Source organism: Paenibacillus sp. FSL M8-0212 (assembly GCF_038004645.1).
Taxonomy (GTDB): domain Bacteria; phylum Bacillota; class Bacilli; order Paenibacillales; family Paenibacillaceae; genus Paenibacillus.
Window position 1 is genome coordinate 2,209,563 of the sequence record NZ_JBBORP010000001.1, and the last position, 23,356, is coordinate 2,232,918.

The 23,356-nt window shown below is 49.4% G+C and carries 16 protein-coding genes; all 16 read right to left on the minus strand.

Annotated elements, in window-relative coordinates; all coding sequences use genetic code 11:
- Window positions 1-23: 23 nt before the first annotated feature.
- A complete protein-coding gene (locus MKX68_RS09845) occupies window positions 24-452 on the minus strand; it encodes a VOC family protein (RefSeq protein ID WP_340911162.1) in 429 nt (142 codons plus the stop codon).
- A 165-nt stretch (window positions 453-617) separates the two neighbouring features.
- Complete coding sequence (locus MKX68_RS09850; RefSeq protein WP_340911164.1) at window positions 618-1,178, minus strand: hypothetical protein; 561 nt, start codon at window positions 1,176-1,178, stop codon at window positions 618-620.
- Window positions 1,179-1,257: 79 nt separating this feature from the next.
- Window positions 1,258-1,485 (minus strand): hypothetical protein, encoded by a 228-nt coding sequence (locus MKX68_RS09855; RefSeq protein ID WP_062837704.1) that lies wholly within the window; start codon window positions 1,483-1,485, stop codon window positions 1,258-1,260.
- Between the two features lie 188 nt (window positions 1,486-1,673).
- On the minus strand, window positions 1,674-2,546 hold the full coding sequence (locus MKX68_RS09860) for a sugar phosphate isomerase/epimerase family protein (RefSeq protein WP_338590010.1): 873 nt from the start codon (window positions 2,544-2,546) through the stop codon (window positions 1,674-1,676).
- A 12-nt stretch (window positions 2,547-2,558) separates the two neighbouring features.
- The gene (locus tag MKX68_RS09865) at window positions 2,559-3,434 is read right to left on the minus strand and encodes a sugar phosphate isomerase/epimerase family protein (RefSeq protein ID WP_338590008.1); all 876 of its coding nucleotides are present in this window, start codon (window positions 3,432-3,434) and stop codon (window positions 2,559-2,561) included.
- Window positions 3,435-3,451: 17 nt separating this feature from the next.
- Entirely contained in the window at window positions 3,452-6,559 is a 3,108-nt protein-coding gene (locus tag MKX68_RS09870) for an alpha-mannosidase (RefSeq protein WP_340911170.1), read from the minus strand.
- Entirely contained in the window at window positions 6,556-8,868 is a 2,313-nt protein-coding gene (locus tag MKX68_RS09875; protein ID WP_340911173.1) for a glycoside hydrolase family 3 N-terminal domain-containing protein, read from the minus strand. The genes MKX68_RS09870 and MKX68_RS09875 overlap by 4 nt, the downstream gene beginning before the upstream one ends.
- 45 nt (window positions 8,869-8,913) lie before the next feature.
- Window positions 8,914-11,133, minus strand: a complete 2,220-nt coding sequence (locus tag MKX68_RS09880) for a helix-turn-helix domain-containing protein (RefSeq protein ID WP_340911176.1) — start codon at window positions 11,131-11,133, stop codon at window positions 8,914-8,916.
- A gap of 175 nt (window positions 11,134-11,308) precedes the next feature.
- The gene (locus MKX68_RS09885; RefSeq protein ID WP_083679689.1) at window positions 11,309-12,946 is read right to left on the minus strand and encodes an extracellular solute-binding protein; all 1,638 of its coding nucleotides are present in this window, start codon (window positions 12,944-12,946) and stop codon (window positions 11,309-11,311) included.
- Between the two features lie 129 nt (window positions 12,947-13,075).
- Entirely contained in the window at window positions 13,076-13,984 is a 909-nt protein-coding gene (locus tag MKX68_RS09890; RefSeq protein WP_082763028.1) for a carbohydrate ABC transporter permease, read from the minus strand.
- A gap of 15 nt (window positions 13,985-13,999) precedes the next feature.
- Window positions 14,000-14,977: an ABC transporter permease gene (locus MKX68_RS09895; RefSeq protein ID WP_074093076.1), complete on the minus strand. Its 978-nt coding sequence runs from the start codon at window positions 14,975-14,977 to the stop codon at window positions 14,000-14,002.
- A 314-nt stretch (window positions 14,978-15,291) separates the two neighbouring features.
- A complete protein-coding gene (locus MKX68_RS09900) occupies window positions 15,292-16,704 on the minus strand; it encodes an alpha-L-fucosidase (protein ID WP_340911179.1) in 1,413 nt (470 codons plus the stop codon).
- A 1,123-nt stretch (window positions 16,705-17,827) separates the two neighbouring features.
- Window positions 17,828-18,886 (minus strand): Gfo/Idh/MocA family protein, encoded by a 1,059-nt coding sequence (locus MKX68_RS09905; RefSeq protein WP_340911181.1) that lies wholly within the window; start codon window positions 18,884-18,886, stop codon window positions 17,828-17,830.
- Window positions 18,887-19,141: 255 nt separating this feature from the next.
- Window positions 19,142-20,008 carry a sugar phosphate isomerase/epimerase family protein gene (locus MKX68_RS09910; RefSeq protein WP_340911183.1) on the minus strand — a complete coding sequence of 289 codons (867 nt, stop codon included), beginning with the start codon at window positions 20,006-20,008 and terminating at the stop codon, window positions 19,142-19,144.
- Window positions 20,009-20,113: 105 nt separating this feature from the next.
- A complete protein-coding gene (locus tag MKX68_RS09915; protein WP_340911185.1) occupies window positions 20,114-21,871 on the minus strand; it encodes a glycoside hydrolase family 35 protein in 1,758 nt (585 codons plus the stop codon).
- Window positions 21,852-23,333 (minus strand): alpha-L-fucosidase, encoded by a 1,482-nt coding sequence (locus tag MKX68_RS09920; protein ID WP_340911188.1) that lies wholly within the window; start codon window positions 23,331-23,333, stop codon window positions 21,852-21,854. The genes MKX68_RS09915 and MKX68_RS09920 overlap by 20 nt, the downstream gene beginning before the upstream one ends.
- Window positions 23,334-23,356: the final 23 nt, after the last annotated feature.

The window sequence follows — 23,356 nt, forward strand, 5'->3', positions numbered from 1 at the left end:
TTATATTAACGCACAGTACGCTCTTAAGCTTGTCCTGGCGTAGCGCTAATTTGAAACTGTACGCCAAACTTGTCGACAACCGAGCCGTAGGCTGGACTCCAGAACGTTTCTTGTATCGGCATTTTCACTTCGCCACCATCTTGCAATTGGTTGAAAATCACTTTAGCTTCATCCGCCGTATCCGTATTCACCGTAACCGTAACATGATTACCTACAGTGTAAGGCATGCCTGGAAATGTATCGGACAACATTAATACCGAGCTGCCAATCTGTAAAGAAGCATGCATAATACGGTCTTTCGCTTCAGGCGGGATGGGATGATTAGGGTCAGATGGACCGTCACCAAATGTTTGAAGTGCAAGTACTTCCGCTCCAAATGCCTTTTGATAAAAATCTACCGCTTCGCGTCCATTACCGTCTGTTACCAGATACACATTCAAGCTGATCGACATGCGTTCTTCATCTCCTTGGCTCTTGTAATTATACGATTCACGCCACTTGCGACATGAGTATATATGAACAGGTTGACCTTTGACAAGCGTATATTTCCTCACTTACTCTGTGGATCGTTACACCCTTAGGGTTACCAATATATGTTTAAACCATCCGTCTCTCCACTACTGCTTGCGCTTGCGCATATAGTAGAGAACCGTGATCAGAACACCCGGAACCAGTGCTGCAAAACTGGCATAGATTAGACACCATTTCAACAGGGTAAATATCGGAGTGAGTTCAGCAAGCACAGGCGTACGTTCAGGATAGCGATACATAATCAGGGATGCACCTATATTTTCGAGCATATCCATAGCCCAACCTAAGACCGGAGCCAGATTCAACCAGCGCCAGCGACTCTTAACCGGAAGCACACGATAGAGTACGGATAACAGAACAACCAAGAGGAACAGATAGGCCAAGGGCCATATGAGGTCAAATGTGAATCGTGCCTGAATATAGGCGCTCCGCCCTGCTTCACCATACTGCTCAGCCATCTGATAAAGATCATCCGCAGTGTACAGAAAAGAGGAATCCGGGGACTGTCCACCACCTGTGGCCTGCTCCGACTTTGCCGCCTGCCAAGGCAGAATAAATGCAATGAAACAGGCAAAAACAACAACCGCAGCTGCAACCCATTTCCAATTCACCCGCTGATAGAACCAATTTGACACTTTATTCAGCACGTTCTGTCCCCTTTCGGATAAAAAAAAGACCACTCTCCCGAATCCTGTCGGTAAAATGGTTGTGTTCAATCCTATGAAGTTATCGAGCTTGAACGATGTTATCTATTTCACTTTTCAATAAGAGGTATCGGTGAACACTTCTCATGATCGGGACCTTCGTTAGTTTGTTCTTGTCCACGTACAGTTTCATCTGGTCTTTGGTCAAACCAAGCAAACTTCCAGCTTCCGATACCGTCAACACTACCTCTGGGTTCGTAGCATTAAACGTCTTCTTTACTTTCTGATTCCAGTCCTCGAATACCTGCATAGATCAGTGACATCTCCTATCCATAGCCAGTTATTATCAGGCTGAATATATCCAGTATACCACACTTGTGCTGCTCGTAACTTAATCCTTGCGCAGAACCATATTCTGATAGACTTTTTCAGTTGCTGTAACATGAGAAAAAGAGCCACGTCTGAACGTGGCCCTTGATGATCTCTCTATGATATTTGTCACGCCTCTTCCCAGAAGCGGCGCAGGTTGTCCATGGCGATTTTGGATGCGGATTTGCATTCCTCCATGCCTTCGAACTCCACTGTAATGTTACCATCATAGCCAGAGTTTTTGATCAACTTTACAATTTTGCGGATCGGAATATCCCCTTGCCCAACGATGGCACCTCGCAGGAAGTTGCCGTTGGCTGTTGTGAACCATTCACCCTCACCCGGATGCTCATCATAAGGACGGAAGTAGAAGTCTTTGAAGTGGACCAGAGAAGCGTAAGGCAGGTTTTTCATGACACCGATGATCGGGTTCTCATCCACGCACATGAAGTTGCCAATATCGAGTGTTGTTCTGAAGTTCGGACGATCCACAGCATGCAGTACACGCTGCACCCGATCACTCGCCTGCACGCTGAAGCCGTGATTCTCAATGGTTGTGGTTATTCCAAACTGCGCAGCATAGTCCGCAATGATCTGGCTTCCCCGCACCATCAGAGGCAGATGCTCCTCGAACCAGGCAATGGTCATCTTCTCCTTCGGCAGGGTAAACGCCGTGACGTCATGACGCAGATGTTTTACACCCATCCGGTGTACGACATCCACATGTCTTTTGACCCGAGCCATCTCTTCTGCAAACGCTTCTTCCGTCTCCTGCACAAAATTCGCTGGCATCGAGTAGTTGGACAGTTCAATACCCACAGACGCTGCCCGTTCCCGAATTGCATCCGCCAGATCGTAATTATCCTCCACGGTATAACCGTAAGGAACCATCTCCATATGCTCGCCGCCGTTCGCCGCAATCCAGTCGATCACATCCAGCACCGTCATCTCACCCGAATTCAGATCGTTCAACAAACTATACGTGCTCAGGCCCACTTTCATCTGCTCAGCTCCCTATCGATATTGTTGGATAAATTGAACCGCCTTGCGTATGTCCTGCTCCGGCTGATGGCCAACCTCACGTTCAATCGTCAGATAACCGGTGTAACCAATCTCCTGAAGCGCTGCAAAGTATCCGTCAAAATCAACGCCACCTTCGCCCAGTGGCACCTCACGGAAAAATGTTCCTGAAGAGACCATCTCGGCAATCTTTTCGTGATCCATAGGGGCATAACCGACCGCTCCATATACGTCTCGTGGGTCGACTTCCTTCAGCCGCACACCATCCTTCACATGAGTATGTACGATGTAATCCTTGAGCAAATGAACGCCCCGTGCCGGATCATCTCCCGTCACCATCACCATATTCGCCGGGTCAAAATTCACCGATACTCCGTTGGTCGACAACGTATCCAGGAATCCTTTCAAGTCAGCAGCCGTTTCCGGTCCTGTCTCAATGGCAAAGTACGCACCAACACTCTTGGCGTATTGGCCCAGTTCCTCACAAGCAGCATGCAGCGTAGCATAAACTTCCGATGAAGGATCATGTGGAACAATACCGATATGTGTGGTGACAATGTTGGTGCCCAGATCGAGGGCCAGATCCACGATCCGCTTGGACTTCTCCACTTTCCACGGATTATCTTCCTTGACCTGAAACCCGTGTCCACCCAGATCGCCAACCAATGCTGAAATTTCAAGACCCAGAGAATCGATGTAACTCTTCAGCTCTTTGCGCGCCGCAGGCGACAAATTTTCGGGGTCCATCTCTCCCTTGACGGCATAGATCTGTACACCTTCTGCACCTACGTCTTTGGCTTTGTTCAACCCATCCCGTACACCTACGCCAAAACTATCCACGATGACACCAATCTTATTCGTTAATTTCATGTCATACCTCCTGAAGATTACGTATTTGGATTCATTGGAACAAGTTTCACCGACTTAATCTCATACGGTTTGAAGGTCAGTTCGAATGTGCCGTTTGGACAAACCAACGGTTGGATCTCATCCTCCAGCAGATTAATGATGGACGCATTAATTTCCTTTTCAGCCCACTGAACTTGCACCGTTTCCCGACCTCCTGATGATTCGTAGAAACGCAGCACCGTTCCCGAGCCGTCTTCCGCGGGCTTGATTGCATCCAGAATGACATGCTCACTGTTGAACTGAACCCAAACGTGTTCAGCTGGCAAGTGACCCGAAGACTGACTCGCTGCAACAACCTCCACCGGATGATTCAGCTCCATCGCTCGGCGAACGACAGCGGCTTGTCGCCAATCGCCCTGGTGGGGCAGGATCGAATACGTGAATTCATGATTGCCTTGATCGGCATGTTCATCCGGCCATTTTGGGGCACGAAGCAGGGACAAGCGGATCGTCCGATCCTTGATGTCGTATCCGTACTTGCAATCATTCAGCAAACTCACACCGCTATTGCCCTCCGAGATATCCGCCCAGCGATGTCCACAGACCTCAAACTGCGCCTGCTCCCAACTGGTGTTGTTATGGGTTGGACGCTCCAACGCTCCAAACGGGATTTCATAGGCTGCTTTGGCTGCCACCAGATCCACCGGAAAGGCCACCTTGAGCAGCTTATGGCTCTCATTCCAGTTCACTTTCGTATGGAAATCAACACGCCGCTGGTAACGATGCAAAATGATATCCTGGCTGATCTCGGATTGATTCAGCTTCCAGACCAAACGCAGTACATCTCGCGTAGCCCCGTGCTGTACAATCTCTCTGGAGATCAACTGCACCGCACCTGCTGGCTGGGATTCAAATCGTGGATCGATATCCCAGGCGTCCCAGTACGTCGGTTTGTCGTGGAAAAACTGCCACTCATTCGCCCGATCACCGGGCTTCAGCCAGTCGCGCCCTACCGTTTTGTCATACCACCTCGTGATCTCTCCCAAGTCATTGAACTCAAGAGTATAAAAATCGGTTTCCCATTTGGAAGGGAAAGATGCTTCTTCCCTTACTGGAAGGATAACATCCGATGCCTCGCGCAGCCATATGGTTGTATACCCAAAAGCTGGAATCGATGGAACATGCACGAGTAGCATATACTTGTCTTCCTTTTGTTCCAGATCACAGGTCAAACGGTTACCTTGACGATCAAATGCAGCCACCCCGGCGAGGTGGGCATCCCCTGTAATGGTGATATTCTCTCCACGTTCCCAGCCAAGACTGTTGAATATAATGTAGGGGAGACCATCAACTTCATCTGTTGCGATATTCTCCGCAAGGGTATCCAGCGTTTCCCGCAGTGCGGATGTACCTAATGCAAATACCTTCGTGTACTCCTCAGTGGACGTTACATAAACTTCAGGAATCGACGTTCCCGGAATAATGTCATGGAATTGGTTGAGCATAATCAGCTTCCAGCCTTCATCCAGATCATTCTTCGTGTGTGCAGCGCAAGCTCTGGCAAATTGCCCCCAGATCTCCGCTTCCCGATACAATACCTCTGCCTTTCGGTTGCTACGTTTGTTCCTCGCATGGGTCGTATAGGTTCCGCGATGCAGTTCCAGGTACAAGTCTCCGTGCCACTTTGGCAACGTCGGGTTATTCAACGATATGTCTTCAAAAAAAGCACCTGCCGTGCTGAATTTGCTGATCGGCTGTCCAACCATCAAATGGGATCGCTCCGCAAACTCCACCATCTCATTGGTTACGCCACCACCACCATCGCCATGTCCGTAAAGCAACATTTGCTCAGGGTGCACATCCTTTTGTTTAAATGATTGCCAATGTTCATCCACATCTTTGGGACGCGTATGTTCATTCACCCCATGATTCAGATATGCCAGCACGGAAGTGCCATCTATGCCTACCCAGTCGAAGAGGTCATACGGAAACGCATTGGTATCATTCCAATTCAACTTGGTGGTCATAAAATAAGGAATATCCGCGAGCTTCAGCATCTGCGGCAAGGAAGCACAGTAACCAAAGGTATCCGGCAGCCACTCGATGTTGGAGCGTTTGCCAAACTCGGCCTGGTAGAAGTTCTGTCCATACAGAATCTGCCGAACCAACGACTCGCCACTCGGAATATTCAGATCCGGCTCCACCCACATGCCTCCAACCAATTCCCAGCGTCCTTCGGCAATGCGGGCTTTAACTCGCTCGTACAGCTCCGGGTAATGATCCTTCACGAAGGCATACAACTGCGGCTGGCTCTGGGAATACACGAAATCCGGGTACGTGTCCATCAAGGTGCACATGGTCGAAAATGTGCGACTGGACTTGCGAACCGTCTCACGTACAGGCCACAGCCAGGCTATATCAATGTGTGATTGTCCAACCAGATGCATGAAACCACTTCGATATTCCTCCGGGTCTTCCTGCTGTACCGACTGTGCTAATGCATATTCGAAGTTCTGTATCCAAGCTGCATCACTCCAGCGTTCCGGGTCATTGTACATGTCATCCATCACCTGATGAATGGCCTGGATAAGCGCCATCCGCTTGGGTTCCTTCTCGTTATATGCCCGGAGCGACTCGGCGAGTACCGTCACGCTGTACATCAGGCTCTGCAATGGCTGATTGATATGAACCAATGCTGCCCGAATGCCCTGAATAGGCGGCTGAATAACAGCTTGTCGGTTAAGTGGATCATGCGGCTCCGGAATCGGATCATAGAGTTCAATCTCCAACTGCGGCGTATTGCCTACCCGACTTCGCGGAAGGGGTACGAATCCGTGATTTCGATCCAGCCCGTGATAAGGTATGCCATTCACCTTCAGCAGCCCTTCTCCTCCAGCCCCGAAGACCAGCCCAACAGCTCGATCCTCCCAACTGTCCGGAATCTCCACACATTTGCTCAGAAAATACGTCGTTCCATGTACGCTGTTCAGCGGATTCAAGCTTTGTATGGCCTTGTCTGCCTGTTCGTACTCAAATTCCCCTGGCCGAATGTATCTGGCCTTCTGCATCTCCCACGCCGGAAGCTCGATCGTATCCAGCCATTGCCGCTGTTTCAGATCCTCGATGAATCGCTGAATTCGAATCATACCTCCACCCCCACCTTCTGAATGTGCAGACTGCAGGCGGTCCAATCCATAGAATTGCGGCCAACCATGAGCCTGAATTCACCCGGTTCCACGACAGACTGGAGGCGGGAGTCGATCAGTGCGAGATGTTCTTTTTGCACAGGGAACGTAACGGTATGAGTCTGTCCTGGCTCCAGATGGATTTTACGAAAACCCTTAAGTGACATTTCAGCCCGCGTAACCGAAGCTGACACATCCGTGATGTACAACTGCACAACCTCACTTCCCGCAACCGCTCCGGTATTTGTGACTTCAACCATCACCTGTGCCTCATCTTCTGGCCCAATCACATCCGGTATAACCCTTACGTTCTCGTATTTGAATTCGGTATAACTCAGTCCATATCCGAACGGATACTGCGGCGCAAGATCCATCTCCAGATACCGCTTGCCACGAGTGCGTTTGGCATGATAATAGACCGGAAGTTGCCCAACATGCTTGGGAATGGAGACGGTAAGACGGCCAGATGGATTCACATCACCGAACAGAATATCCGCAATCGCGTTACCACCTTCCTGCCCGGGGTACCACGCTTCCACAATGGCGTGGACATGCTCATCAATCCAAGGTTCAGCAATGGGACGGCCGTTGATATAGACCACGATAACGGGTTTCCCCAGCTTATGTACCTCCTGCACCAGCTCCAATTGAACACCCATGAGATTCAGGGAAGCCCGGTCAATGCCCTCGCCACACTCCATGTCGTTCCATGGATTATCCGTTACCACAGACGCTCCTGTCCGCAAGTCTATGGTACCTTCACCAAAATCGCGGGCGCTGGACCCGCCCATCACCATCACGATGACATCGGCCTGTTCGGCACAGGCGAGCGCTTGTGCAAAGCCCTCTTTGGAATCGCCTTTAATCCGACAACCCGGTGCGTACAACACCTGACCCGAATCCGCGCCAAGCTTGCGCGTAATGCCATCCAGTACGGTGACGATCTGCTCTCTCGGCTGTGGCGAGGTATAGTCCCCAAGCTGGTTATAGATATGGTTCGCGTTAGGACCAATGACAGCTAGCTTAGTACCTGTTTTGGCAAGCGGAAGAGTATTGCCCTCATTTTTCAGTAAAACAATCCCCTCTTGCGCGACTTCTCTCGCCAGTTGGATATGGTTGTCACATCCGATGACCTGTTCTGCAAAGTCAGGATCTACGAAAGGCTGTTCAAATAACCCAAGTCTGAATTTCATCTCCAGCACCCGCCACACAGCCAAGTCCAGATCCTTCTCTTCGATCAATCCCTGCTCCAAAGCCTGACCGAGATGTTTGCGGTACATAAACCCCGACATTTCCATGTCTACCCCTGCCTGAAGGGACTGCGCTACGGCCTGCTCCCCGTTCTCGGCGGTGTTATGTCCATGGACCAACATCTGAATGGCACCAAAATCAGTAATCACAAACCCATCAAAACCCCACTGCTCGCGCAGAAGGTCATTTAGCAGATACGTACTTGACGTGCACGGTACGCCATCAATCTCGTTATAAGCGGTCATGACAGAGCATGCTCCGGCTTCCACTGCTTTTTTGAACGGCAACAGATCTACTTCATGCAATTCACGTAATCCCATATGCACAGGTGCTGCATTGCGCCCACCCTCTGAACTGCCATAAGCCGCAAAATGCTTAAGTGTCGCCACAATCGTCCGGTTGGAATCGAGACGCTCACCCTGTAGTCCCTTCATGGCTTCTACTGCAAATTCACCGATTAGGTATGGATCTTCGGCAAAACATTCCTCCGTCCGTCCCCATCTCGGGTCACGTACGACATCAAGCACCGGGGAATACGTTGCCGCTCCCCCCTGACTCCGGGTCTCTACAGCGATGGCTTCACACATCTTGCGGTACAACTCCATATTCCACGTGCTGCCCACGGTTAAGGGTACAGGAAATACGGTCGCCCCAATCGCCATGTGACCGTGGGAACACTCTTCCCCGAATAAAATGGGAATGCCCAGTCGTGAATTCTCCATGGCATACTGCTGAATGACATTCGTGGCAACGGCTCCCTGCCGTGGGGTCAGACCTGTCTCCAGCGTTACTTCAGTCCATGGATCGGCCCGAAGCACGCCATACAGAGAACCGACACCGCCCTGTTCCATGTCCGCTTTGAACTCTTCCGTCACCCGTACTGTACCATCTGCTGCTTTGTCATACGTCTTCCATCCCATCGGCTGGATGAGTTGTCCGATCTTCTCGGCTGTTGTCATCCTTCCGATCAGATCCTGAACCCGTTCCTGAATGGGAAGCGAAGCATCTTTATAGTCCATATGCACATTCTCCTTATGCGTTCGGAATTAGTTAGGTGCGTGCACTCACATGGCCTTACGGTAGTCACTTGGCGCCACACCCACCACGTTCTTGAAAGCCCGGTTGAAGGAATTATAGTTCGTGTAACCCACTTCCTCACTGATCTCCTGAATAGCCTTGTCGGTCTCCTGCATGAGCAGCTTGGCTTTTTCGATGCGATGACTAATGAGCAGATCCACAAACTTCTCCCCAATCTCATCCTTGAAAAGCTTGCTCAGATACTTCGGATTAATATCGAACAGATCACTAAGGTAGTTCAGCGACAGATCAGGATTGTTGTAATGCTCTTCGATGTATTTGCGAATCTCCAGAATATGTGATCTGTGTTTTCGGGAACAATGCAGCGTCTGCATCTGCAGCGCCAGTTCTCTGAACCCTTCCCAGCACAGCTCACGCAGGTCATCTAACGTCTCCCAGCCCTCAAGCCTTGGGAGAAGCGGGGTGAATATAGCGGCCCACGACTCCTGATACTCGCGTGGAAGTTCGGCGAATTCCCGATTGTAATGTTGAAATAACAATTGGATCGTATTCATAATCTCCTGACGGGACAGAACGGACTCACTGATTTGTTCAAACAGTCTTTCAAAATGCTTTTCCCACACATCGTCCGATAAACGCATCGCCTGTACCAGCAGTGAGATGGTCTTCAGGAACTCATACACATCGTTGGTCGAGTTCGGCACATCGCTACACGGAATGATGCGATTTATCCCCAGTACAGCCTTGTACTCCAGCGCATGCACAGCCTCTTTCAATGAAGCTCTCAACCCTCGAATATCGACAGCGACCCGACCAACACCGATGGTCACGGTGAAGTTCAGATACTGATCAATTCTGTCCAGATAACCCGCTAGCAATCGATGCTCCGTCTCCTCTGCCTGTTCCATATCCGGAATCCAGAGGATTGCGTACAGACGCTGATCGGAGATCCATTCAGCCCATACTTCCGTTCCTTCATGACGCGCACTCTCCTGCAGAATACTGGATAACACAAATTTCAGGAGGGATTGGTCCTGATCATGATACTCCGTCACAAATGCATCATACCGATCCATTTCAACTACCATGACGGCCCAACGATGCTCCAGCTCAGGCAGTTTGAACTTCTTCATCTCCGCTGTCAGCTCCGTGCTCGTAAAGTCTCGTGTGCCCTCCAGTAACTCCTGGAAGAACATTTTTTTCTGCAAAATCAGATTTTCTTCATGCTCCTCCTGATATTGTCTCGTCTGATCAATCATGCGTTCCAGCGTTGTATGGATGAATCGGAACTCATTCTCCTTGCCATAATTGAGCCCCGATTGTTTCTGCGAAGAGACGGTCTGAATTAACGTTACAATCTGCTGAATCGGCTTGTAATTTCTACGGGTCACGTAGATCACCCACACCACCCCAATCAACACAACCACTACAGCAAAGGCAAACCAGATATTATAAAATTGCAGAGTCCATTTGACGATTTTTCCATTATTGAGACCTGTTTGCACCTTCCAACCGCTATAACTCGACGTGAATTCGGAGAAGACTTCTCCCGACGTGGTTTTAGTAGAAGCCGCAACCCCTTCTGGCAAGCTGCTATCCCACAGATTGCCGCCTGAACGGTTGAAGATGTTCACAAACGTAAATTCCGGATCATACATCTGCATAATGGATTTTCTCAGGGTACTTAGGTCCACGTTTGTCACCACAAGTCCTTTGCCGTTTCCTACACTTCGCACAATCGTAATCACCTGCTCAGTCGCTTGTGAAGGAAAAGCTCGGAATGCTCGTGCCCCTGCCCACTTCTGTTCATCCCTTGACCGGCTATCTGCAATAAAGTCTGCATCCGGGAACTCTTCAATCGGAACAGCCTTCCCGTTACTGAAGACCGTGCCATCACCATAACGAACGAGATAAATTGAATCGATCAGCGGATACTCTATTTTCAATTCATCAACCACCTGGACCGCCTGAATGCCGGCATACACATCATCGCTGCCAGATACCGAGAAATAATTCTTCAAGTTAGGGTTGGTCAAAATCTCACGCAGTACCTTGAAGTCGATGGAACGCAGGGAGTTGTCCAGATATTGCGTAACCTGTGAGGCCAAAAATTCATTGGCCTTGAGCGCTTCTCTACGGTTCTGTTCATTGAATACTTGAAAGAAAATAAAGAATAGAATGGTCGTCACAATAAAGAAAACAGGCAGATACGATAACAGCAAACGCCTAAACCAATTGTTGTTCATCTCCGAGATCCCCCCACCATTACTGTTCATGCTGAATGACGACAAACACCTGTGCTGATCGTTAATTTTCCATAAATATTCAGTACATTATATCGGATGACGTGGGGTTGTCATAGGAGAAGACCGTCCCGGTCACGGGTGACAGACGGGACAGCCTCTATATTGAATCCTTCAATTATTGATTCTTCTCAATGGCACGCTGGTAGATCTCAAGGTAATTACTCAGTCCGAGACCATCGAAGCCTTTAACATACGAATCCCATTCCTTATCAATGCTCTTGCTGCCAATAATGAACTGTGCCATATTTGTCTGCACATAATCCTTAATGGCCGTAGTCAGTTGTGCAGCTGATTCCGTATCCTCTGGACGAATAAATACGTTCGCAGGGTATACTTCTTTGGGTGCATAAGGTTCATACACATTAGTTGCTTGAGCCAGACGTGTACCATAACCCTCTGCTTCTAAAGGATTCTGTCCTTCGGCAAACAGATTACGGAACGTGTTGGATAAGTCATGCGCTCCGATCTGTGACCAGCTCTCGTTCACAACAACGTTTGGGTCACGCTCAGGCAGGTTGTAGTAGCTGTATTTGGCAGGCTCGCCATTGATGTTTTTCTCATCGGCATCTGCCTTCTTCCAGCCTTTGCCTTCAGTTGGACCATACTCCGCGTACAGCGCACCTTCTTCACTGAACATGTAGTCTACAATTTTGATAGCGGCAATCTGCTGTGCTTCTGTCGCTTTGTTGGTGATGGCAAACTCAAACTCACCTACGCTCTGCGTGGCGCCTGTCGTCTGCACTCCATCTGGTCCTTTCAATGGAGGAACGATCTCCCAGTGCTGGTGACGGGTGATGTCTTTGTCATAGGTATTCACGAGATAACTGACCAGCGCCGTCGTAATGGAACCGACCACTTCATCGCCTTCCTTGTTCCCCAGCTGTCCAATCGCCTGATCATTCTGTGTAAAGGAAGCCGGATCAATCAGGCCATCTGCATACAGCTTGTTCATGTACTCCAGCCCTTTCTTCCAGCCTTCCTGATTGGCGGCAAAACTCACTTTGCCATCGTTCACGATCAGGTATTTGTCGTTATCATTGTATATAAAGCTATTCATCAGGTAGGCATCAATGTTGCCATTCCATACATACTTGTTCGGTGCGCCCGTGAGTGGAATCTCGTCCGCTTTCCCGTTACCATTCGGATCTTGCGTCTTAAACGCCTTTAGAACGGTATACAGTTCATCAGTTGTGGTTGGCATTTTCAGACCCAGATTATCGAGCCACTCCGTGTTGATCCAGTATTTCTGTGCATACGTACAGTGGTAACATTCATTGAAGATCGGCAGCGCATAGATGTTGCCATCCGGTGCCGTAATAGCTTCTTTGAAGTATGGCTTCTCTTCCATAATCTTGGTCAGGTTCGGACCATATTCCTTAATCAGATCCTGTAGCGGAAGGAACACGCCCTGTTTTCCATAGGTTTGAAGGTCTGAGGTGGTGAACTTGCCGTGAAGAAACACTTCCGGATAATCACCACTAGCCAGCAGCAATTGTCTGCGATCCTGCAAAGCGTCCGTTGGGGCCAGATCCCATTTTAGGGTAACGTCGAACTTGTCTTCGATAAATTGGGTAAATTCATTCTCTTCCATGGACGCTTTGCCTTGCGGAGCAAAGAGGGTCATGGTTACAGGACCGCCGCTCTCCCCGCTACCGTCGCTACTTCCACCCGATTCCTCGGATGAACTACATGCGGACAACAAAGCCATCGAAGCAAAGACCAGAAACAACATCGAAATCCAAGATTTTCTCAATCTGACTCCTCCTTTTTGTTCATAACGGCAAATTATTGACTTGTACTGCACGTATATAAAATCGACCCCGGAAGCCGGCGTGTTCCTTCCACCTCCTTTCAAGAGGCAACCGGGCTTAATTCACAAGGATTAACCTTTGAGGGAACCCACCATGACCCCTTTAACAAAATGCTTCTGTACAAATGGATACATGATCAGAATTGGAATACTCGCGACAACGATCAGTGCATATTTCAACACCTGCTCGAACCCTTGGTCCCGCATCTGTTGGCTGGTATTGGCAAGCATCGCCGGATCAGCCGCGTTCAGGATGAGCAGATTGCGAAGCACGTATTGCAGAGGGAACAACTTCTCGGAACGCAGGTAGATCAGTGCATCAAAGTACGCATTCCAGTGACCTACGGCATACATGAGTGTCATGACCGCCAGAATGGGCTTGGATAAGGGAAGAACCACGCTGATCAGATACCGGATATCCCGGCAACCATCCATTTCTGCGGCCTCTCCAAGCTCTTCCGGGATGGAAGATTGGAAGAACGTCCTTGCCACGATGACCTGGAACACCGCGAGCGCCCCGGGCAACCACATCGCCCAACGTGTATCCAGAAGGTGTAAGTCCTTCATCAGGAGGTAGGTGGGAATCAGACCACCATCAAAGAACATCGTGATCATCATGAAAATAATGATGGCCCCTCGTCCATAAAACGATTTTCGTGACAAAGGATACGCCAGCATGACGGTCAGCACCACGTTAATGAACGTACCCACCACGGTGTAGATGATCGTGTTATAAAAACCGAGCATAAGCTGTTGGCTTTTGAAAATGGAGATGTACGCCTTAATGTTAAAGTCGACCGGGAACAGCCACACCTGGCCGGATGTCACGGCCCGTGAAGAGCTGAACGAAGAACTGATGATATACAAGAGCGGGTAAAACACCGTTAGCAGTATGGCAAACAGAAAGATGTAGTTAAGTGTCATGAAAATGCGGTCACCGAGCGGGTCCTTGATCCGGTTACGATTAATCAGGTTGAACATGGATAAGCTCCTCCTTTACCACAAGCTGTTCTGGGATACTTTGCGAGATATGCCGTTGACGATAACCAGCAGGATCAGGTTGATAATGGAGTTGAAGAACCCTACTGCCGAGGAGAAGCTGAAATTCGCTCCGATCAGACCCACCTTGTACACATACGTGGAGATGACCTCCGAAGCGCTTGTGTTGAGTGGATTCTGCATCAGGTATATTTTCTCAAAGCCCACGCCCATAATGCTGCCCAGACTCAGAATCAGCATGATAACGGTGACTGGAACGAGCGATGGGAGGTCGATGTGCCATATTTTCCGAAGCCTTGATGCGCCGTCCATCTTCGCTGCTTCATAGAGAGATGGATCAACACCAGCAAGAGCTGCGATATATATAATTGATGAATATCCCATGCCCTGCCACACACCTGACCAGACATAGATCGATTTGAAGTATTCCGGGATGCCCATGAAATTGGTCATCGGAAAGCCGAGCAGTGTGAACAGCTTGTCTACCACGCCGACATGCGGGGAGAGCATCAGAATGATAATGGATACCATAACAACCGTTGAGATAAAATGCGGAGCGTAGGTGACCATCTGTACGGTCTTCTTGAAGTAACCCGTTCGAATCTCATTCAGCGCCAGGGCCAGCAGGATCGGAATAGGGAAACCCGCAATTAAGGAATAAAAGCTAATGCCTATCGTGTTTTTGATTAACAGCCAGAAGTTTGGAGATTGGAAGAAGGCCTCAAAATGTTTGAATCCGACCCACGGGCTTCCCCAGATTCCTTTGACCACACTGAAGTCCTTGAAGGCAATCTGGACACCCACCATAGGGATGTACTTGAAGATCAACAGATACAATACCGGGGGCAGCACGAGCAGGTAGAGCTCCCAGTGTTTCTTGAGGCTTTTGATGAATGGATGCTGCCGCTTGGGCTCCACATGTTTCCTCTGCTGGAGTTCCATCTTGGCGGGTATGCTTTCCGTAGCTCGACTCATTTGCGTCACTCCTTCTACACCTCAAGTGTAATAATACATTACATTTACATCCCTTAAACATCCTTTTTTCTGTTCCTAGTTCCATGTTCAGCAAATATGATGTAAACATTTATATCAGGTAGCGCTTTCTTGATTTGATAGTACATCGCACGGTAAACTTTTATCAATTTGCAATTTTCTCCGACTTCTCTTTATTCCACAAACCCTTGTGTGACAAGAGATTTCAGGCTATTTCTGGTGAAAATTATGTTCCTTATGTATCATTAAAAAAATTCCGGAGGCTGTGATATCTCCCCCGGAATTGACATGGCGTTCTATGCACTTGTGATCAATCTGAACGTATGTGTGATCGGTGCCGCACTCGTTGCGGCGGATTGTGGTAGTTCCACGAGAAGTCCGTCTTCCGTCTGCCGATACGAAAGTACGTCATCGCTACAGATGAGTTCGATCCGCTCTACCTTTTCCAGATAAGGAATGACCAACTGTGGTTGTACGGTCTCATTCTCATTTCGGTATATACGGAAGGCATATACGGTGTTGATCTCTTCTTTCTGCGTGAAAGCCCAATCTTTCGTAAAATATGGCCCGCAGATCCGGGTTCCATAGACGCCTTCTCCATGAGTACCTAACCATTCACCGAGGCCCTTGATGCCTCGAATTGCCCCTTTTGGCAGACGCCCATCGGGTTGCGGTCCTACATTCAGCGCCAGGTTACCACCCTTGGACACAACTTCAAGTAGAATATGTGCCAGCTGTCTTCCCGTTTTATACTGATCATCGAATCCGAAGGCAAAGGAGTTCCCCACCGTAATACAGCTCTCCCATGGAATGTTCATCGGATGTTCCGGTATGGTCTGCTCGGGGGTAACGATATTCTCATACGGCCCACCCACGGTGCGATCTGCGGACAGAAGCCAAGGTTGTGTGGTCTGACGCGCCCGTTCCACGACTTCTCCCAGCCTGATATCCTGACCATGGCGACCTTCGCGCACCCATCCGGCATCCAGCCACAGACATTCGATTCGCCCGTAATTCGTCAGCAGTTCCATGATCTGCTCATGCGTGAACTCCACGAATTTCTCCCACAGCCACGGATACTTATGGGGATCATACGAAGGCCCGCGCCACATATGACGTCCACGCTCCATGCCCGGTGCCCAGTAATACGGGGTATGCCAGTCCGCTTTGGAGAAATACGCTGAGATGCCCAGTCCTTTGGCCCGGAAAGCGTCAAATAGCGCTCGACAGATGTCCGCATACTTATGGGTATGGAAAGGCGTGTCTTTGCCTGTAATCCGGTAGTCTGTCGTCTTGGTATCCCACATGCAGAAACCGTCATGGTGCTTGGTGGTGAACAGGAAATATTTGAACCCATTATCTGCCGCCATCTGAGCCCACTCCTCAGGCTGGAAGCGAATCGGATTGAAAGTTTTGTTCAGATCAAAATATTCCCGCTTGAAGTCTTCCATGTCATCCGTCCAGTCGATGTCGTCGCGCGACCAATCGCCGTCCTCGTCGCTCAGCGCCCAGGACTCTACGAGGCCAAGCTGGGAATACGGCCCCCAATGCATCATCAGCCCCAGCTTCTGGTCCTTGAACCACTCCAGCCGCTCATTCAGCAGCGGGTCCTCCGGCTTGATCCACTCTTCCTCTTTGCTAAAGTTGTGCACGCCGGCTTCGACAATCTGCTCTTCCTGCTCCAGTACGGTTTCTTTGGTTTCGCTCATTCTGTTTCATCTCCTTTGGATTTCATGTCAAACGCTGAACACATGGATTTACACTCGGCCACTGCGCGGTCAGAATAATCTTCCGATCGCTGTTATCCCCAGATTTTTTTGATTATTTCCCTAGAGGGGAAATCCGGGGATAAAGGCGAGCGCTTCGCTTCTTCAGATTTCTCTGCCCTCTCCGTTATCGTGTAAACGTTTAGTTCAACTAAGAAGGACATCGTAAATCCTGTCATTGTTAGCATGGTAGGATCTTCCGAAGCTTTAGCTTCGCTGCTTCGGATTTGGTTTTGCACTCTCCGTTTTGGCGTAAACGGTTCGTTTAACTGTTAAGGGGCGTAGTAACTTTGTATTTTGAGTGCGGTGCCATCTCCAATTAATATGAACCCCGCATCTCCCTCGTTTCTATAGGGAAATCCACGGGCAGAGAGCGAGCGCTTCGTTGTTTTGGATTAGTTCTGTGTTCTCTGTATTGGTGTAAACGGTTCGCTTAACCTATAAAGGGTTAGTCTGTCCGTCGTTGCGAGTGCGGTGCCCTCTCCAGTTACTTTGGAACCCCTTATTCCCTCATTTCTATAGGGAATACAAGATCAGAGAGAGTGCTCTTCATTGTTTTCCATTTGTTCTGCGTTCTCCGTTTTGGCGTAACGATTAGTTTATACAGGGTGTGCCTTCAAATTCAGAGTAGATATACGATGATGCTGTCCGCGCGTTTATAACGTCTCGAAATCCAAGTGGTTGATCCTAGCGAATGTGTAGAGAATTTTCTAAGGAACACAGGGCGTCTTATTTAGCCTTTTGGTCCTCTTTTTAAATTGTAAGGAACATGAGACACCTTATTTCCCAAAATTAGCTGATAAAAACGCTGTAAACTGCTGTTTGTTCTTATATAGCGTGTGTCAGGTTCCTTAGATTTCGGCTAGCGCTTCGAATCCTTGAATAAGATGCCTCAGATTCGTTAGCACTCGCTCTCTACTCTGCTCCAACGGCGAGCGGAAAGGACAACTTCGAGTCCCGCCCGGAGCGGAGCTTTCATTGAAAAGGAGCAAAGTGCTCATAACTTTCTATGTCGCGGGAGTAGTAATGTATCAACGTAGAGCATCCCCTTATTGCAATGCCTCATTTAAAGCGTGATTTCGCGACCTTGGCGGGCTGATTCGTAGATGGCACAGAGCATTTTCATGACCTCGACGCCGTCTTCAACGGGGCTAAGTGTTTCTTTGCGGCCCTGTGTACTATCGATAAAATGATTGATTTCATTGCGGAACGAACCCATAAAGTCGAATGATTTGAAATCTACCTGTGGTGTCATGTTCAAAATGGTGTTGAATTTCTCGCCAATAATCGAAATTTCCGGCTCCAACTCGGCACCGCCCTTGTCGCCATATAGTTTGACCGAAGTCTCATCCGCTTTGGCATGGAGTGTGAAACTGACATCCACGAGTAGGCTCGCGCCGTTCTCGAAACGAATCAGGGCATTCGCCATGTCCTCAACGGTGTTCTGTTCCGCGTCATAGTCGGCTGCTTTGTAGAATGAAAGATTGTTAATGTTCGAGCGGTTCCCCAATCGGTTAGAAACGTTAGCGGAGACGGATTTCACCTTCGGTTTGCCCATCAGATACCAGCAAATGTCGATCACATGCACCCCGATATCGATCAGTGGGCCACCGCCGGAGCGGTTGATATCCGAGAACCAGCCACCCGGATTGCCCAGACGACGCAGGCTGGAGGCTTTGGCATAATAAATCTCGCCCAGTTCACCCTCATCAATAAACTTCTTCAGAATCTGTGCATTGTCGCTATAGCGGCGAACAAAACCAACTTGCAGCAGCTTTCCGCTGCGATGAACGGCCTTCTCTACTTCGAGGGCATCCTCCACCGTTTGGCAGAGCGGTTTCTCACACAACACGTTTTTGCCTGCGTCCAGAGCAGCAATGCTAATCTCTGCATGGGAGTCGTTCCATGTACAGATGCTGACGGAATGGATCTCAGGCAGTGCGAGCAGTTCTTTGTAATCGGTAAACACATGAGGTGCATTATATTGCTTCGCGACTTCTGCGGCACGTTCTGCATTCAGGTCGCAGATGGCGTATATTTCAACGTCCGGATTACTGGCATAGGCTTGCAAATGGCAATCGGATATTGATCCGGCACCGATAACGGCGACTTTTAATTTGGACATAGTGCTGATTCCTCCATAAATAAAATAATTAACATCCAGCGGGTAAACGTTCCGGTTGCGAATCGTTCTTCCGATCGCTCTTATCCCCAGATTTCTTTAATCCCCTTCTTCCAAAGGGGAAATCCGGTGATAAAGGCGCACGCTTCGCTTCTTCAGAATCGATTTCGCCCCCTCCACTACTTTTCCTGACTGAATTAACTTTCCGTTTGAGCCATACGTAACTATTCATATTTCATTTAAAACAAGTACTCAGCCCTATGCCTCTTCCCATAGGCGGCGGACGTTATCCATGGCAATGCGTGAGGCGGTTTTGCAATCCTCCATGCCTTCAAATTCAACCGAGATATATCCGTCATACCCGGATTGTTTCAACACACGGAACACCTCAGGCATGTCGATATCGCCATGGCCCACAATGGCACCGCGCAGGTAATTGCCATGCGAGGTTTGGAACCAGCCTTCACCGGGGTTCCGGTAGGAAGGTCTCCAGTAGAAGTCTTTGGCGTGTACGATCGACGCGTACGGAATGTTATTTTTCACCGCACTCACCGGATCTTCATCCACACAGAGGAAATTACCGACATCCAGGGTGGTCTTGAAGTTACTCCGCGCCGTTTCGTGCAGCAAACGCTGAATTCGCTCACTCGATTGCACATAGTACCCATGGTTCTCCACGCTTGTTGTGATTCCAAAATCCGCTGCATAATCGGCTATCCGCTGACAAGCCTTCACCAGTACCGGCAGGTCGATCTCGAACTGTGCTACGGTTCCCTCTGGTGCAGGGCGGAATGCCACGTCATGACGCATCAGCTTTACTCCGAGCGCTGCAGCCACATCCACATGCCGCATCACATTCTGGATCTCTTGCTCCAACGCTTCGGCGTCTTCCTGCACAGCAAAGTTAGCGCCGATAGCATAATTGGAAATATCGATTCCTACCTCTTTTGCCACAGCTTTGATCTCATCAATCAACTCTGGATTCTCGATCAGACTGAATCCCATCGGAACAATCTCCACATGTTCTCCGCCCTGATCGGCAATCCAGCGAATGGCATCCGGCACGGTTAATTCTTTGCGATCCAGTGCTTGTTGCAGACTGTAGGTGCTGAGTCCAACTTTCATTTTTCCTCATCCTCTCATGTAGTCAATGTCCATACCCAACGTATACCTTTTTCCGGCGGACACGACAATTCTCAATAATCGTTTGGCTCACCTATTTTCCTTTTCCTAGCCCAAATCCGGTGTATCCACGAACGTTACGGCCAGTTCAGACGTCTGATGAAGCTCGAATACGATGATTTCATTCTCACCTTTACGAAGGAGCGGGGCTGGTACATATAACGTTTTTTGCGGCCCTTTATTCCAGTAGCGCCCCAGATTGAATCCGTTTACAAATGCAACCCCCTTTGTCCAGCTATCCAGTCGCAGAAAAGTATCTCTTACATCCGTGATCTGAAAATTTCCCCTATAAAAAGCTGGCCCCTGTGCTTCGCTAATCGCATCGCTGAATTGTAAACCGGACAGATCAGTTAAAGGCAGACAATGAATCGTCCAATCATATAAAAATTGAAAGCCATGGCGCACCCCCTCCGTAATCCCCTTCGGATCTCTCAGGTACGGACCATAGTTGATTCGCCCCATATTTTCAACAAGGATCAATAGATCTGCGCCCTCTGGCGGCACTGCAAAGGATACCGATAATTCCGTATTCCCCCGTTCAAGCACGCCCTGAAATTGCCCATCAACAAACACAAGCGCACGGTCACGAACCTCCTGAACCACCAGTTCCTGTCGCTCCCTGGGCCCGGATATCCGGGTCTGATAACAAATAAAGCCATAATCCTGACCCAGCTTCTCCATCGGTTCTGGATTCGTACGTTGCACCGGGGCTGATATCCGGTCCAACTGCGCCAGTAATGGCGCCTGCTGATTCAACTCCACTCGCCCATAGGCGATAGTCCCCTTCGATTTTGGCAACACAAGCTCACCCAGATCTTCATCGCTATACCGAGCAATAAGGTCCCTCACCGCACGGAACTTCGCTGTCGGCTCCCCGGATTCACTGAGTAGTGAATCGTAGTCGTAACTTGTAATTGTGGGTTCGTATTGATCCTTCTGCTGACAGTTCGCCCCGTTATAAAATCCAAAGTTTGTTCCCCCGTGGAACATATAAAAGTTAACCGAAGCCCCTGCTCGAAGCATCTCCTCAAACACACCCGCCACATCTGGGGCTTCTCGGGTATGATGCGACTCTCCCCAGTGGTCGAACCAACCGTTCCAGTACTCCATGCACATCAAAGGTTCTTCCGTCTGATATTCACGCAGCTTGGCAAACGCTCCTTCCGTTCCTGATCCAAAATTAACCGTAGCCAGATGTCCTGGCACCGATCCCGCTTGCAGCATGTGGTCTGTCGGTCCGTCTGAAGTAAATAACAACACATCCATACCGCGCTTCACCATGCCATCCCGTAAATATCGCAGGTAACTCGCATCATTGCCAAAACTGCCGTACTCATTTTCAATCTGCATTGCGATAATCGGTCCGCCTTGGGTGCTAAGAAGAGGTTTCAATTTGGGCAAAAGCACATCATAATAACGATCCACATTTGCCAGAAATTTTGCATCATTACAACGAAGACGGATATCATCATCGGCAAGCAGCCAGGAAGGTAATCCGCCAAACTCCCACTCGGCACATATATAAGGACTTGGGCGAACAATCACATGCAGACCCACATTTCCCGCAATGCGAATAAAACGTTCGAGATCAGCCATGCCCTCAAAACAATACTGCCCCGGCTGCGGCTCATGAACATTCCATGGCACATACGTCTCCACCGTATTGAAACCGCAGGCTTTCAGCTTGAGTAACCGATCCTCCCAATAGTCGGGGACCACTCTGAAATAATGGATGGCACCCGACAAAATCCGAATGGGCTCGCCATCATACATAAATTGTGAACCTTTATACGTCAGCAACGCCATTTGACAGCCCTCCCCGCTCGCTCAGATATATGCCTAACCCGGACAACGTAGGATACCATCTGGATTCATGAATGGTTACTCGCATCCTTCTCGATGTGACCTGTGGGAAACAGCAAATTCGCTTGTAGCCCACCACCGTCCCCGTGTAGAACTCTTCCCAACCACCATCTGCCCTCTGTGACTCCAGTGTAAAACGCTCAATCCGTTGGCCTGTCTGGATATGTTCCATCAGAACCACCCGGTCAAACGTTCGTTCTTCCTGCAAATCCAGCTCGATCCAAGCCTGCTCGATTCCTTCGTGCGGACACCAATACGTATCCCGTCGTTCTGTCAGCACCTCCGATACGTCATGTTGTTCATCCATCGTCTCCGATGCTTTTATTAGCGCCTGCAAGGCCAAATTTTCCTGAAAAATGGTACGCAGTGAATCTCCCAATTCCTGTAGTCGATCGACATCCGTTTCGTGAATGAGACCACGCGTATCAGGTGGCAGATTGAGCAAAAAGGTGGCATTGCCCCCCACTGCGCCGTAATAGACGGCGAGCAGTTCTTCCAATGTTTTGACCTGATCATCTTCACTGGCATGATAGAACCATCCCGGGCGAATTGAGGTATTCACCTCGGCAGGGTACCAGATCAGTTGGTCACCTTGGGAACGAATGACCTCTCGGCTTCCCAAATCACTGTCCTGCGTATTAACCCTTGTAGCAAACTCACCATCATCCACCTGCTGTGATTGCTCCTGAATCTTCTCATTATCCTGCATATGCGCTGGCACAACGCTCCATTCCGATTCCCGCGTATGCCCCGCCTCATTGCCACACCAGCGCACATCCGGGCCGCATACCGAGATGACAGCTTCGGGCTGAAGTTCACGAATAAGCGCATAATAGGCGTCCCAGTCGTAGACCTGCCTTTTGCCATTCGGCCCTTCTCCGCACGCTCCATCGAACCATACACAGAAGATGTCACCATAATTGGTGAACAGCTCGCGTAACTGATGGAGGAAAAACTCGTTATACCTCTCGGAATCTCCATAAGTGGCTTCATGCCGATCCCAAGGAGACAGGTACACGCCAAACTTCAATCCACCCTCACGGCAGGCATCGGCGACTTCACGAACCAAATCCCCGTCACCGTTCCTCCACGGACTGGCTGCAACCGTATGCTCTGTAAACTGGCTTGGCCACAAACAAAATCCATCATGATGCTTACACGTCAAAATCAGCCCCTTCATCCCGGCAGCCTTGCACGCCTGCACCCATTGCGCTGCGCTCAGTTCAGAGGGATTGAAGATCGACGGGTCTTCCTCCCCAGTGCCCCATTCCCGATCCGTGAATGTATTTACCGTAAAATGAATAAACGCGTAGAACTCCATCTCCTGCCACCTCAACTGGCGTTCGGATGGGCTGACCTGTGCTGCGGACTTAACCCATTCGGCTGCTTGCAGTTCATGATTCATGGCGTATCACTCCTTTTATTTAG